The organism is Actinocorallia lasiicapitis, assembly GCF_054778695.1.
Genome location: NZ_BAAGZI010000005.1, coordinates 15416 through 29884 on the forward strand (window position 1 = coordinate 15416; position 14469 = coordinate 29884).

The window sequence follows — 14469 nt, forward strand, 5'->3', positions numbered from 1 at the left end:
GCTGGACTGCTTGAGCGTGGTCGCCGTACCCGAGTCGGCCCCGCGCCCGCGGGGATGTTCCGCCGAAGCCGGTCAGGACCAGGCCGAGGGGGACGTCGGCCCCGCGCCCGCGGGGATGTTCCCCGAGGCCGTCACGCTGGCTGATCTCGACCGGAGTCGGCCCCGCGCCCGCGGGGATGTTCCGCTGCCGAACTCCGTGCCGGTCTCGCCCCCGTCGTCGGCCCCGCGCCCGCGGGGATGTTCCGTTGCCCTGGATCTCGAACCGCGTGCTCTGGACGTCGGCCCCGCGCCCGCGGGGATGTTCCGGGCTTGGTCGACGCGGCGGGCGCGCTGAACGGGTCGGCCCCGCGCCCGCGGGGATGTTCCCTTCGTCACCGTCCTGACCGACTACGTCGACCTGTCGGCCCCGCGCCCGCGGGGATGTTCCTTAGCGCGTCGCGCGGCAAGGGTTTCCGGAAACGTCGGCCCCGCGCCCGCGGGGATGTTCCGGAGTGATCCCCGTGGGGGGTGCATCGGTAGACGTCGGCCCCGCGCCCGCGGGGATGTTCCCGGACGGCGTTGTCGGGCGCGGGGTCTTAGGTTGTCGGCCCCGCGCCCGCGGGGATGTTCCGGGGTGTCGGTACCCACGTTCATGTACAACAGCGTCGGCCCCGCGCCCGCGGGGATGTTCCCTGGCGGATCATCCCCGCCACGCTGATCGGCGCCGTCGGCCCCGCGCCCGCGGGGATGTTCCGATGCACACCTCTCGGCTGATGAACCTGCTGGTGTCGGCCCCGCGCCCGCGGGGATGTTCCCTGGCGGACCCGCACGGTGGAGGGCAGCGTCCCGTCGGCCCCGCGCCCGCGGGGATGTTCCCGCCGCCCTGTCGATGAAGGACCGGCTCAAGGCGTCGGCCCCGCGCCCGCGGGGATGTTCCCTCGCAGACGCGCTCGGCGTCCACCCGGCCAAGGTCGGCCCCGCGCCCGCGGGGATGTTCCCGGCCACCTCATCATTTTCCGGGCGCAGGAAGCGTCGGCCCCGCGCCCGCGGGGATGTTCCCGGGCTGCTCGGCCAGATCTCCAGCGTCGGATCGTCGGCCCCGCGCCCGCGGGGATGTTCCGATCTGTCCGAGGTTCGTAGGGTCCGTGCCGTCGTCGGCCCCGCGCCCGCGGGGATGTTCCCCCTGCCGGGGCCCAGAGCGACCTTGCCGAGGAGTCGGCCCCGCGCCCGCGGGGATGTTCCCCGCGACTATGCCCAGGAGATGGCCCTCAAGGCGTCGGCCCCGCGCCCGCGGGGATGTTCCCCTGGCCGTCGCCCTCGGATACAAGGCAGGATGGTCGGCCCCGCGCCCGCGGGGATGTTCCTGAAGATCGTCCCGACGTTGAGGAGGCGTTCGTGTCGGCCCCGCGCCCGCGGGGATGTTCCGCGCCCTACGTAATTCCCGGCGCCGTCAGCCCCGTCGGCCCCGCGCCCGCGGGGATGTTCCCTGCGCTCCGGCCTCGGGGCCCATCTCGAGGATGTCGGCCCCGCGCCCGCGGGGATGTTCCGATTCGTGCCAGCCGGGTCATCATGCAGATCACCGTCGGCCCCGCGCCCGCGGGGATGTTCCCCTTCGAGCCACGTGATCGACGTGACGATGATCGTCGGCCCCGCACGCGCGGGGATGTTCCGGGGATCGACGCCTCAAGCTACATGGCCCTCCGGTCGGCCCCGCACGCGCGGGGATGTTCCGTTCGCGGCCCGGAGCGCGGAGACCGCGATGCCGTCGGCCCCGCACGCGCGGGGATGTTCCTTCGGCGGTTCCTTGAATTCAAACCGGATCGCTGTCGGCTCCGCACGCGCGGGGATGTTCCTGATGGGATCCCGACCTATCCGGAGGACTGGGGTCGGCCCCGCACGCGCGGGGATGTTCCGGCGAGATGCAGCGCCAGCTCTACATCGTCCGCGTCGGCCCCGCACGCGCGGGGATGTTCCCGTCGACAACCATTCGACATCGAAGAGGCACCAGACCTCGTCGATCTCTGGGTCTTTCTTACATCGGACGGCCATGTCGACCAGCGTGAGTGGCACACCCTGGTCCGGATGGATCTCGATGTTCAGCGCCGTATTCTCGGCGATGTGCGGAAGGCTCCGCAAACCCTTGACGTAGTCGGGTTCAGAGTTCACGCCCTCACAGAAAACCAAGATCGTTCGCCGCTCGGGACGTTTCGCCACTGACCGTTTGAGTGATTTTCCGCCCCGTCTGCGTTTCGCGTCCGCCATCAACCGATGAGCCCCAGCGCCCGCAGCAGGTCGGCTTGGTCCACCTGGGGCAGCGCACCGAACCTGCCGTGCAGGTAGGCGTTCTCGAGATTCTGCGACTTCCGCACGCGTTCCCCGGCAAACTCGGCAAGGCCGCCAAGTCTGGTCGAACCGTCGTCCCGTTTCTCGGTAAGCCAGACCTCGTCCCTGTTCAGATGGTTGAGGAGACTGGTGTCGTGCGACGTGAAGATCAACTGCGCGCCCAGCGGGTTCGTGACGGGGCTGTGGAAGATCCGGAGCAGTTCAGCCGAGAGCGTCGGGTGGAGGCTGGCGTCGAGCTCGTCACAGAGCACGACCGAACCCTGCCGAAGGGCCGAAAGTACCGGTCCGATGAGCTGAAACCACGTCCTCGTCCCTTCGGACTCAGCGGACATGTCCAGCGGAGCGCTCTCGGCCGAGGTCTTGTGCAGCAACCTGACCCTGCGCCTTTCCATCGTTTCCGTACCGACGACCACTTCGACCCTGTCGATGACCACGTCCTCGATTCCCATATCCGCCAGGCGAAGCAACGAGAGCGCCTGCTGCCGAGACCCCGTGAACTGCACGTCCAGCTCCTCGTCACCGAAGAGCTGGATCTGGTCTTCCTGCTCGAACAACGCTTCCGTAAAGCTGTAGCGCATCGGCTGGTAGGCCCTTGAATTATGACGCGGAAGCCGCCCGAAAATCTGGATGTTCATCAACTTGTTCGCGAAATCCGTGACGAGCGGCTCACCGAACCGGCGTGCGGCGGCCAGCACCAACGTCCGATCCGTCAAGAGCTTACGGACGCCGGCAAGCCCGCCCAAGCCGCGCTGAAGCGTCAATTCAGATTCGACGCGCTCAAAGACCCGCCTGCGCTTCTTCTCCGGATAGTGAAAGAGCCCCTCGTAAACAATGCGTTCCCGGTCGACCTCCACCACGTACTCACAGCGAACACCATCGACGAGGAACTCGATGACGAAATCACTGCTCGACGATGGACCTCCCCCGAAGGCGAATGGGTCGACCGGGATCTCGTCCTCCCAGAACCTGACGGACCGGCGAACCGCACTGGACAGCCAGGCGAGCGCGGAGACGACGTTGGACTTCCCGGACGCGTTCGGCCCATAGATCGCCGCGACGGGCAGCAAGCTCTCACCGATCATCGGCGCAGCACGCGCCGCATCGCGCTCGTGGTCGATCGCGACCATGGAAAGCTCGACAGCCTCCCGGATCGACCGATGGTTCGCGACCTCAAATCTGATCAACACAACCTCAAGATACCCGCAGCCAGCCCGTCAACACAGGCTCAAAATCGCAGCCCCCAGACGAAATCAACCACCTACACGCAGAAGAATCGCAATCAGGCACCGACACAGCACCGGACGCACAGCCATGACCAGGCCAGGCCTCAATAGAGGATGATGTTTTTCGCGACCCTGGCAAGAGCGATGACGACCGCCGCGGCGGGGGTCACTAATCGGCGGCTCGCCCGGTTGCGCCCCTCGTAGGGGCGATGACGACTTCCGCTTCACCGCCCTGAACGTCGAGCGACTTCTGTTGCGACCCCTCGTAGGGGCGATGACGACTCCAGCATCACGATGTACGCCGACCTGGGCGGCGTGTTGCGACCCCTCGTAGGGGCGAGGACGACGGGCTGATCGTGCAGTTGCGACCCCTCGTAGGGGCGATGACGACCTCCTGGGCGATCCGGGCGACCACCGCGCGATGCCAGTTGCGACCCCTCGTAGGGGCGATGACGGCCCCCAACGCCCACGACTGCCCCGGCGCCGTCCGGCTGTTGCGACCCCTCGTAGGGGCGATGACGGCGGACCCCCTGGCCAGACGGCCGCGACATCCGAATACGTTGCGACCCCTCGTAGGGGCGATGACGGCATCGCCAACGACCTCCGCCGTCAGATCCCCGACCTGTTGCGACCCCTCGTAGGGGCGATGACGGCCTCGGCTTGGAGTTCGTCGAAGATGCCCGCGTCCTGTTGCGACCCCTCGTAGGGGCGATGACGGCGTGGGAGCCCGAGGGCGGCGACACCAAAGCCCTGTGTTGCGACCCCTCGTAGGGACGATGACGGCTTCCAGGATGCCGGGCAGGCCGCGTCCCGGGCCGCCGGTTGCGACCCTCGTAGGGGCGATGACGGCCCCAAGGTAAAGGCGCTGGTGGGCGGCTATGGGGGTGGATGGTTTGGGGGTGGTTTTTCAGCGGACCGTCGGTTGTGCGGGAGAGGCCGGTGTGTCGCTGAAATGATGTTGGCGCTATGGAGGGGTCAAGGAGCGGTTAGAGGATATCTGTGGGTTCGGGTTCGGTGTTGCCCCAAGCGAGACGTTGGGGGGTGGTGCCGGGCGGAAAGGTATGGACGATGACGCTGTCGTAGGTGAGGTCGAGGACTTCGGCGACGGTGTGTTGGAAGCGGCGAAGCTGGGCTGGGTGAGTTGTCCCTCGAAGACGCTGAGCTGGACGTGGTGGAGGTACTGGCGGCAGATCCGCAAGATCTGCGGGTTTCGTTCGGCTGCGGTGTCGTATACGACGACTACGTGCACGGATCACCACCAGATTCGGAAAGGTTTGTAGCCGGCGTTCTCGAGACAGTGTCGGGTCAGGCCAAGAACGTCGAGGTAGAGGAGTTCGTCGTAGGCGACGGGGCGGGCCAGGGTGCGGTGAGCGACGGTCACGGCGAATTCGTCCCGCACCGCCTGGACGACGAGTTTCCGCCCGGCCTCGCTGAGCATCGCCTGGTTGGTATCACTATCGAAATGATGCTCTTTGAGCTGATTTCGGCTGGCCATGCGTAGGAGAAGGCGTTCGGCGAAGAGGGGCTTGAACATCTCGGCCAGGTCGAGGACGAGGGAGTGGCGCTGGCGTTCCATGCTGCTGTGCAGGAAGGATGCCGCTGTGCAGTGGAGTGAGGCGGACGGCGGTCAGAACGCGGGCGTAGACGATGCCGTTGACGTAGCTGATGAAGGCGTTGCCGGCGTTCTTGGGCGGTCGGCGACTGCGTCCACCGAGCTGTAGCCAGTCGGGAAGTTTGGTGTCGACGACTGCCCAGGCGGAACTGCGGACGATGTCGCGGGCGATCTTCAAGGCCGCGTCGGGATTGTCGGCGAGGCGGGCCTGCGCGAGAACGGTCTCGCCCGAAGTGCTGGTGTCAGAGGTCAGCAGGGAGCCGCGTTCTCCCGTTCGATGAGAAAAACCGCGCCCTGGGCAGCGACTCCGACACGATGCAGACGGTGGCAATAATGGCGGGCTTGGGCCTCGTCCGCGGCGGTCGGTCGGCTGGACGACTTCACTTCGTGGACCCATCCCTGGCCGTCAACGAAGTCCAGACGAGCTGCGCCGAGGTCCACAGGCGTGCCGCGCGTGTAGGTGGTGTCGTCGACCGGGTCGTACACCCCGGAGGAAGAGCCAGAGCTGGCGGCGGCAATGGTAGAGGTACTTGATGTGGGTACCGCCGATGTCGTCGGCCTCGATCATAGGATCTCGCCTGGTTGGTAGATGTTTCGCGGGTCGCGGTGAATGGCTGTCAGGCCGAGCCGAGGGTCGTATTCGGCGTCGATGATGCGGACTTTCAGGTTCTTGTCGTAAAAGCCCAAACCCCTGGCCCAGGAGGGCAGGGGGAGAAGGAAGTCGTCGGCTTGGAGTCGTCCTGCTCTTCGGTCGGAGGCGCCGAGGAGGGCGTCGGCGTAGTTCTGGCGGTCGGTGAGCAGGATCGCCTCGGTTCCGTCGAACTGCTCGTCGAAGAGTTCAACGAGGCGGGAGCGGTCCTCGAAAGGCAGGGCGAATCCCAGGAACGCCTCCGTGAAAGCCCTTTGGTGGTGGGCGATCTGCTGTTTCCATTGGGCGCCCCACGAGGGGTCGTCGTAGATTTCGTCGAGCCAGTCCGTGACGGTCTGCTCGTCGATGGTCTGGCCGTCGTGACGGCAGAGGATGTCCCAGCCGAGGCGGGTGGGTTCTGCTTCGTAGACTCCGTCCGCCCAGAGTTCGTCGGCACTGCCGCTGGATCGGGGGGCGTAGCTCGGCTGGTGAACGACCACCGCCGCAGGATCCAGCGCGGCCAGCCGGTTGACCCGGCCGAACCGTTGGATGAGGGCTTCGAGCTCTGCGGCCGAGGTGTGGCAGGCGTCCAGGTCGAGATTGAGCGAGACCTCGAGCGCTTGTGTCCCGACCAGGAGGCCCGGTCGGCGAGGGCCGCCGGCCTCAAAGCGGTTCAGGATGGCGGTCTCGGCCGCAGATCGGTCCATTCGGCGGTAGCGAGAGTGCAGCAGGTGCGCGGAGTCCTCGCCATGGAGTTCGACGCAGAACGGCTGCAAAGCCTCGAAGAGGGTGATGCTGTCACGCACGTTGTTCGCGACGACGAGCACGGATTCCCCGTCGAGGAGCCGACCGCGTATCTCTTCCAACGAGGATTCGTCGGTGAGGTGGGCTTCACGAAGATGGAGGCGGTGACGGACTGGGGCTCGAGTTCCCGGCGGCGGCTCGACCAGCGTCACCTGATCGTTCAGTGCGGCGGAGACGAGCTCGGCGAGCGCGGTCGGCAGCGTGGCGGAGAGGACTGCGACGCGTCCACCGATCTCGTGCCAGAGCCGCATCATCGCGAGGATCATGCCGAGACGCCGGACGTCGTAGGCGTGGAGTTCGTCCAGGATGAAAACGGAGTTGGCACTGTCCGTGAGGATGCTGGAGTGGACGGGGCCCGCCAGCACACCGCGGAGGAGCTGGTACGGGGTACCGACGCGCAGCAGTTCGCGGAAGTTCCGCGTCGCCTCGGCGCGTGAGATCGCTTTGGCGGCCGCATCGGCCTCGTCGTCGGAGGGGCACCCCTCGGCGAGGGAGCGCCCGAGGTGGTAGGAGGCGGCCTTCGAATGGGCGACGCCGATACCGTCCGGAGAACGCAGGTCGTTGCCGAGGCGGTCGGTCATGGCGTTGATGCTGGCGAGGTACGGCAGCAGGTAGAAGACACGCGGCCCGGTTCCGGCGGTCTGGCTGATCTCGGAGATCTGGCGGAGCGCCCACAGGAGGGCTGCTTCGGTCTTGCCGCTTCCCGTCCAGGAGCGCAGCAGCATATTTCCGCTGATCTCGGCTGCCTCACCCTGTTGCGGACGCAGCCCGTAGCCCTTCTGCTGGAGCCTCGCGGTGAGGTCGGCGGGGTAGTTGAGGGAGAGGGGATGCCGGGTTTCAAGGGATGCGTGCGCCGAGGAGAGGTGATCCGCCATGGTGACCGCCCCCAGGAGCAGGGTGACGGTTCTTCCGCTGGAATCCTTTGACGGCAAAGCCCGGTCCCACCGGTCCAGGACTTCCTCGAACGTCCGGTGAGCGAGCTCCGTCAGGTCGGCGACGGTCAGGCTCGGCACGTCGGATACGAAGGGCAGGTCGAACGAGCGGCCGGTCATATGGAGCCACCGCGTCAGGTCGTCGAGGTGATTCTGGTCGGCGGGGGTGAACTTGCGGGCGAAATCCTCGGGCCGGTCGTGTCCGTACTGGTTCGCAAGGGGCAGCTTGTTGGGACGGTCCCCGAGCCGTTGCGTGAAGGACCGGTGGTGCCCCGCCACGAGCGTCGCGATCAAGACGCGGTCCTCAGGAGGCAGATCGGCGAGCAGGGGCGGCACGAACCCCAGCGAGAGCACTTCATGACGTTCTCCCCAGATGACCGCCTTGTCCTGTGTGTTGCCGATCATGCGTTGGAAGCCGTCAGGGAGCTTCCCGGCGTCGTGCAGCAGGCACGCCGCCGCGGCCCAGCTCCAGAAGTTCTCCGGAGTCCCGGGAATGTGGCCGATCCGCTGCCCGATGAGAATCAGCGCGTCCAATGTGTTGCGCAGGTGGTCCGTGAGGAGTTCGCCGAGGATCCCGGGCACGTCCGGGCTCTTCGCCCGCAGCTCCTTCACGGGCGGGCGCCCGCAGCAGCAGGGTGAATCGGGGGAAGCAGAGCCACGGCCTGGCCTGCGGGGGTGGACAGCCCGGTGGCCACTCTCGCGCGAGCGCCCGAGGGGGCGAACCGGTAGCCGTCCCAACGGGTGACTGCCCGATTCAGTGCAACGGCGGTCGTCAACCGCAGTTCGGTCCCGACCGAGCCCGGCAGATCGACGGGCACGACGGCGTAGCCCTGCTCTCCGTCGGATTCCGCCAAGGCCACGTCGCGGAAACGGGTGGAGACGAGGTCCTGGCTACGGCCGAGGCGCAGAGGCCACACCGGACGACGCAAGACCCGCGACCAGAGGTCGAGATCTTCCAGGAGCCAGAGAGTCAGGGTGACGGCTGCGAGAAAGTCACGGTCCTTGATGGTGGTGTTGGTGGGGGTGCCGGGAGTTCCGAGCGGGTGATAGGTCTCCAGGTCGACTCCGCTGCCGGCCGCGTGGAACGTCATGGCGAAGCGGGTGTCGGCGGGTACGCGGTCCCAGCCCCCGGCCGCTGCGGCGAGCAGCCCTCCGACGGTCGAGGGAGGCGGACAGGGCAGGCCGACCTGGAGTCCGGCGTAGAGCGGGTTGCGGAAGCTGACGATCGGAGCGGTGACGGTCACTTCCAGGGCCTGGGTCATGGCGCGGGTTCTCCTCGAACGAGCGGAGTTCAGACCGTCGGGTCGTCGAACCAGGCGTCGTGGACACCCTCCTCGAACTCTCCGGCCAGGGCGTTCAGGATCGTGCGGGGATGCCCGAGGATCAGCCGCTCGTCCTTGATGAGGTCACCGAGATCGCTTGTGGCGCGCTCGCGCTGACTTCCCAGGAAGCCGGGCGCCCAGCCGATCCGCACCGGACCGTCGAGTTCGTCGGCCCACGCCGCGATCTCCTCGCGGAGGATCTCGGCGTCGAAGTAGGTGGCCGTGTCCCGCTCGCGCACGACCCGGGTGAACGGGTTGGTGCCGCCTTTGAGCGGAGCGAGGATGACGAGGCCGGGCGTGCGGTCACCGTAGTGCGCCGACTGCTTCGCCCCGCCTCTGACGGTGGCCATCGTCCTGAGCAGGACGGCGACACGGCGACGGCGTTCCTCGATCGGAAGCCGCACACACTCGATGCCGCGCAGCGTCACCTCGGTGCCGCCATCCTCGATCACGGCGGTTGCGACGGTCTTGGACAGCGCGGGCTTGGTGGTGTTGCCCGCCAGTTCGAAGGTTCCCACGCGGGGAAGGTCCAGCAGAAGATCGCCGGCGAGGTTCGCGGTGTACATCTCGTGCTCGTGGATCACCGGGTGGGTGCCGGGGCCGAAATCACGGCTCATCGTCCCGAAGTCCATGATGGGCTTGTTGGGCACGACCGCGACGAGGGTGCCGGTCGCCAGCACCGTGTCACGCATGAACGTCTTCGATTCGCCCTTCTTCGCGCCCTCCTCGTCGGCCTTGACCGCGATCATGTATCCGAAGAGGTCGTCGTCGAGGTACAGGTCGGGCCGTCCGCGGGTGTAGGCCTGCTGCTTCTTGCCCTCACCGCTGCGGATCACCGGCGAGGTCGCCTCGCCTGCCGGCAGGCTGTCGCGCAGCCAGCGCCGGCCCGCCTGCGCCGAGACATAGGGATACCAGCGTCGACCGACATCGAACTTCTTGACCATGCCTCGGTTGTCCTCGCCGCGCCCGTTGTTCGGTGCGCCGGCCTTGATCTCCACAATGCTCTGTCCTGCCAGGAACGTCATCCGTCTACTCCGTCCTCAGGACCGGCGCTCGCGACACCGGCCAGTTCCTTGATCTCATCGAGCTCCTCCTGGGAGCCTTTGGGTTTCCAACCGGCCTCGGCCAGCGCCTCCAGAACGGCGAATACCAGCAGCCGTCGCCAGGACCAGGAACGCTCGTCCTCGAACAGCAGCCGGTAGTCCTGTACGGGCAGCAGCACCGGAGGCGTTCCCTCCGGACGCGGGAAGAGCAACCAGTCGACGCCTTTGGAGCGGAACCACCCGTGAAGGTTCCCGCCCCTGGTGTTCGCTCGGATGAAGTCCCGGAAGGGCCCCGGTCGACTGTCCTTTCCGAGCAACGCGGCGAGCCGCCGCGCCAGATCTTTGATGCGTTCGACGTCCTTGTCGTCCATGTTCAGCACCTCACGGCAGTAGGAGTAGACGAGAGGGGCCAGAACCTTCGTCTCGTCGAGGATCAGCGCGGTCGCCGAAAGCCTCGACAAGAGGCTTGCGACGGCGACGTTCATGACTTCAGCGGGCCGCTGGAACGTCCGTTTGGCCAGGAACGCCTCCCCCGGCACCTGTTTCGTGGCCTGGGTCGCCACCAGGGCCGGGTAGCCGGACCGGCGGTCGGCGTGCTGATTGATGGAGCGGAGCCATTCCGCGACCGGCTGGCCCAGCTCCTGGGTGCCCAGGAGCTGCTCCTTGTTCGAGTTGGAAAGGACGATCAGTTCCACACCCGCGGTGATCCGGTGGCTGTAGCCGCGAACGGCCGACAGCACCCACAGCTCGCGGGCGTACGGTCCTGGTTTGCCTGCCTTGGGTGCTCCGGCGAAGGCTGCTGCCCGGGTTCCGATCACCGCGTTCCATGTGATCTTGCCGAGGAGATCGTCGTCCCAGGAGTGGATGGCCGCGGCCCGCCCACCCGAGAGCGCGGCACCGTAGGGGAACGCCCAGAGACAGGCCACACACGGGTAGCACAGGGGTGTTCCCTCATGGCCGGGGGCGGTGGTGTTGCGGTGCGCGACGCTGGCGCCGAGCGGAATGTCGACTTTCCCGAACCAGCCGCACGCGGCCCGTCCGCAGTACGCACAGGGCTGGCCAGGCCAGTCGGCGGGGTCAGGTCGGGCTCGCCACTCGCGGATCAGTTCTCTGCGTTCCTCGGACGACTGCTTTCCCCGAGCCGTTGGGTTGATCTTGGAGTTCGGCCACAGCAGGTAGCTGGCGCCCAGCCAGAACCCTCCCGGGTCGGCCGCCTTCGCCACGCTGGCCGTGGCGAGAAGGTCTTCGGTCATGCGAGCCACAGCTTCGCCGAAGGTCTCTTCGGTCAGGTCGCGCGGGTGCGTGGTCTCGACGAGTGCGGCCAGCGCGAACGCACCGATGCGCTGCGGTTTGCTCGCCGTCAGTACCACCGGTGGCCCGTCCGGGGCGAGGGAATCAGGCATCGATCCACCCCATTCCTGCGGCGTTCGCCTGGCCGAGCCCCCAGGAGTGCAGCGCTGCCAGCGTCTCCGGCGCCCCGGACACCTGGACCTGGACGCAGGCTCCAGGCTTGGAGCCGCCGCCACCGCCCGTGCCTGAGACCGCGAAAGACCTCTTCGGCCCGACCCAGGTGACCCCTTCCAACGACACCTCCGGGTCCAGGCCGAGCGTCTCGGCCTTCCGGCGCAGGTTCCGCTGCATGTAGACGTCCCACTCCGGCTCTCCGGGCAGGCACCAGGCCTGACGCCGGGTGCGTGTACCCGTCTCGTCCCGCCCGGAGCCCTTCATGACGACCGGGGTGACGGTCCGGAACTCGGCCTTCCCCGAGGAGAACGCCGGAGCGTCAACCGCCTCGATCCCGTCGACGATGAACGCGATCGAACCCCACGCGAGCACCGGCATGAACTGGAGCGCGGCCGCCCACCCCTCGACGACCCCGGGCAGCGGACTGCCCAGCTCGAGCACCCCGGGCCCGTCCGACGCATAGACACCACGCCGCCTTCGCGCCGCCGGAAAGACCGGCGCCCCATACCCGAAGGGCACAAGCCCGTAAGGCCCCCACCCCTTCTCGTGGAGGGTCCGCCCCAGCTCGGGAGCCGCGCGATCAAGAAGCCCGTACGCCAGCGCCCGCCCAGGTGCCAGCACGTCCTTCCAGTCGAGCGTCCGAGCCCCCGTGTGAAAGGCCAACCGAAGCCGCATGACGTCCCGACCTCCTTAACCCGAAGCCCTGCCCGCAGAACTTTCCACAGGCCTGTTCTGTCGGTGGCACATGCAAGGGTGCAACTCCCCGACCACGGCCCACCGACACTGCTCCGAAGCTAGCGGGTCATTGCGGAAATTTCAGGCGGACAGCGAAAACGGAACTAAGACGTTTGTCTCGCCCTCGGTGTCCGAATCTCGGTGTCGGCTACGATGAGGCATCGCCCGGGCCGCTCTCCCGCAGGAGAAACGGCAGGGGGTAGCAACTAGTTGCGTTTCCGCTGCGACAGCGACGCGAAGCCGACATCATCGCCCCTACGAGGGGTCGCCGAGCGCACGCACCGAGGGCGTCTTCATCGCCTCGGTGCCGACCATGGATCTTGCGCGGCATCGTCACGGACATCCATACGGTCGCCCCCGCCCACGACAACGCCTCGCTTGGGAACCACCACCGGACCCGAACCCACAGATATCCTGCAACCGCTCCTTGACCCCTCCATAACGCCAACATCATTTCAGCGACACACCGGCTTCTCCTGCACAACCGGCGGTCCGCTGAAAACCACCCCCCAAAACCCACCATCCCCATAACCGCTGACCAGCAGCTTTACCTTGGGGTCCTCATCGCCCCTACGAGGGGTCGCAACCTCGTAGAGGCTCTCCATCGTGGTGATCTTGCGTCCTCATCGCCCCTACGAGGGGTCGCAACGCGACGGGGGTGGGCCAGCCGGGCACCGCCGGGGGCGTCCTCATCGCCCCTACGAGGGGTCGCAACATTGAGTACATGATGCAGGGTGTGGAATACGAAATCATGTCCTCATCGCCCCTACGAGGGGTCGCAACGAGAGGCCCGCATCGCTTCCCAGCTGAAGATCTCCCGGGTCCTCATCGCCCCTACGAGGGGTCGCAACCACATGACCGCCGCCCGCGCGATCGAGGCCGCCAAGGTCCTCATCGCCCCTACGAGGGGTCGCAACGCGATCGCGAAGGTCACCTTCAAAGACGTCGGAAGTCCTCATCGCCCCTACGAGGGGTCGCAACCCGACCGGCGCCTACCCGACCGGCGGGCCGCTGCCGCCCTCATCGCCCCTGCGAGGGGTCGCAACTCGGTCGCCTACATCTACCTGTCGCTGCGCGGTGGTCCTCATCGCCCCTGCGAGGGGTCGCAACAGGCCCGGCATGTCCTCCCAGCCCGTCGCGCTGACGGTCCTCATCGCCCCTGCGAGGGGTCGCAACGACGGCGGCCTCACCGTGGATGCCGCCGCCTACCAGCTGTCCTCATCGCCCCTGCGAGGGGTCGCAACAGGTCCTGGAGGCCCGCGGCCTGGAAGGTGAGGAAGTCCTCATCGCCCCTGCGAGGGGTCGCAACATCGCCGAGTAGTTGAACCAGCCGTTCTGAAAGCCGGTCCTCATCGCCCCTACGAGGGGTCGCAACACGTACAGCGTGTAGGTCTGTGCGGCAGTGAACAGGTCCTCATCGCCCCTACGAGGGGTCGCAACGTCTGGTGCTGCGCGGCCCTGCCACCCGAACCCGTGTCCTCATCGCCCCGACGAGGGGTCGCAACAACGCTCCCGCACGGAACGCGCGGGCGGCGCTGCCGTCCTCATCGCCCCTACGAGGGGTCGCAACCCGACTGCGCCGTGCTCCATTACGGAGATCCAGGGTCCTCATCGCACCTACGAGGGGTCGCAACATGCGGATCAGGGCCTCTTCGCGGTACCGGGCCCAGCCGTCCTCATCGCCCCTATGAGGGGCCGCTACTCGGCGAGCAAAACCCGAGGCACGTTACGCGGCAGGCCACGTGTCTGGGCGTCTCATCTCCGTCAAGAGGAGGTCGGGGATCCGGGGCGTGCCGAGCAGACGGGTGATGGCGTCTTTGGGAGCCGGATTCTTGTCTGCCGCTGGCGCGAGATTGCAGCTCGTGCCCGATGGGATGACCGGTGTGGCGTGGGGTGTTTATGGGCGCACGGTATTCGTAGGTGGGGGCCAATGATAAAGGCCCCGGCCCTGGGATTCCAGGGCCGGGGCCTTGTCGCGAGGTGGCGGCTGGTGGGTTCGAACCACCGTAGGCTGAGCCGGCAGATTTACAGTCCGGTACTCGAACCTGACCTGAGCTGCCCTAAGGTCACGCTGATAGCCGATTTGTGCACAAACTGCGGATTATGCATGCATTCATAAATTCGGCTAAGAGCGCGAGCCTTGCTGTTCAAAGCATGACCGCATCCGTCTATACGCATCAAACTCCGAGCTTTGGCACCCCGGTCGGCCATCGAGACACAACTGTCTAGGGTCGTCCGCTACCAGCAAGCGCCACACGACTCCTCCTGCCAACCTGGCAGATCAACTCCCGCCAGCTCCCGCCAGCTCCCGCCAGCTCCCGCCAGTTCCTGCCAGCTCCTGCCAACCTGGCAGATCAACTCCCGCCAGCTCCCGCCAGCTCCCG

Annotated in this window: 8 protein-coding genes, 1 tRNA gene, 2 pseudogenes and 3 CRISPR repeat arrays (1 of these 14 running past the window's edge); all 11 genes and pseudogenes read right to left on the bottom strand. The window is 67.1% G+C overall.

Annotated features, from left to right (window positions below):
• Nucleotides 1-1953: direct repeats of the CRISPR family, unit length 28 nt; unit sequence GTCGGCCCCGCGCCCGCGGGGATGTTCC; it begins 28 nt to the left of the window's first position.
• A 24-nt stretch (nucleotides 1954-1977) separates the two neighbouring features.
• Nucleotides 1978-2241: pseudogene (locus tag ACYVE7_RS01390) on the bottom strand (hypothetical protein); the annotation flags it as partial.
• Entirely contained in the window at nucleotides 2241-3509 is a 1269-nt protein-coding gene (locus ACYVE7_RS01395) for an AAA family ATPase (RefSeq protein ID WP_460362460.1), read from the bottom strand. The gene ACYVE7_RS01395 and the pseudogene ACYVE7_RS01390, both read right to left, overlap by 1 nt.
• Nucleotides 3510-3972: 463 nt before the next feature.
• Nucleotides 3973-4395: a CRISPR direct-repeat array (repeat unit 30 nt; unit sequence GTTGCGACCCCTCGTAGGGGCGATGACGGC).
• 114 nt (nucleotides 4396-4509) lie between these two features.
• Entirely contained in the window at nucleotides 4510-4794 is a 285-nt protein-coding gene (locus ACYVE7_RS01400; RefSeq protein WP_460362462.1) for a CRISPR-associated endonuclease Cas2, read from the bottom strand.
• Between the two features lie 3 nt (nucleotides 4795-4797).
• Nucleotides 4798-5488: pseudogene (cas1, locus tag ACYVE7_RS01405) on the bottom strand (CRISPR-associated endonuclease Cas1).
• Nucleotides 5407-5643, bottom strand: coding sequence for a Dna2/Cas4 domain-containing protein (locus ACYVE7_RS01410; RefSeq protein WP_460362464.1), 237 nt, complete (start codon nucleotides 5641-5643; stop codon nucleotides 5407-5409). The pseudogene cas1 and the gene ACYVE7_RS01410 overlap by 82 nt, the downstream one beginning before the upstream one ends.
• A 78-nt stretch (nucleotides 5644-5721) precedes the next feature.
• Nucleotides 5722-8133: a CRISPR-associated helicase Cas3' gene (gene cas3 / locus ACYVE7_RS01415; RefSeq protein WP_460362466.1), complete on the bottom strand. Its 2412-nt coding sequence runs from the start codon at nucleotides 8131-8133 to the stop codon at nucleotides 5722-5724.
• Entirely contained in the window at nucleotides 8130-8783 is a 654-nt protein-coding gene (gene cas5, locus ACYVE7_RS01420) for a CRISPR-associated protein Cas5 (protein WP_460362467.1), read from the bottom strand. The genes cas3 and cas5 overlap by 4 nt, the downstream gene beginning before the upstream one ends.
• 29 nt (nucleotides 8784-8812) lie before the next feature.
• A complete protein-coding gene (gene cas7i / locus ACYVE7_RS01425) occupies nucleotides 8813-9868 on the bottom strand; it encodes a type I-B CRISPR-associated protein Cas7/Cst2/DevR (RefSeq protein ID WP_460362468.1) in 1056 nt (351 codons plus the stop codon).
• On the bottom strand, nucleotides 9865-11289 hold the full coding sequence (locus tag ACYVE7_RS01430) for a hypothetical protein (protein ID WP_460362469.1): 1425 nt from the start codon (nucleotides 11287-11289) through the stop codon (nucleotides 9865-9867). Before ACYVE7_RS01430 ends, cas7i begins: the two co-directional genes overlap by 4 nt.
• Nucleotides 11282-12025, bottom strand: coding sequence for a CRISPR-associated endoribonuclease Cas6 (locus tag ACYVE7_RS01435; RefSeq protein ID WP_460362471.1), 744 nt, complete (start codon nucleotides 12023-12025; stop codon nucleotides 11282-11284). Before ACYVE7_RS01435 ends, ACYVE7_RS01430 begins: the two co-directional genes overlap by 8 nt.
• Before the next feature lie 617 nt (nucleotides 12026-12642).
• Nucleotides 12643-13787: direct repeats of the CRISPR family, unit length 30 nt; unit sequence GTCCTCATCGCCCCTACGAGGGGTCGCAAC.
• Between the two features lie 279 nt (nucleotides 13788-14066).
• Nucleotides 14067-14145: transfer RNA gene (locus tag ACYVE7_RS01440), tRNA-Tyr, on the bottom strand.
• Nucleotides 14146-14469: the final 324 nt, after the last annotated feature.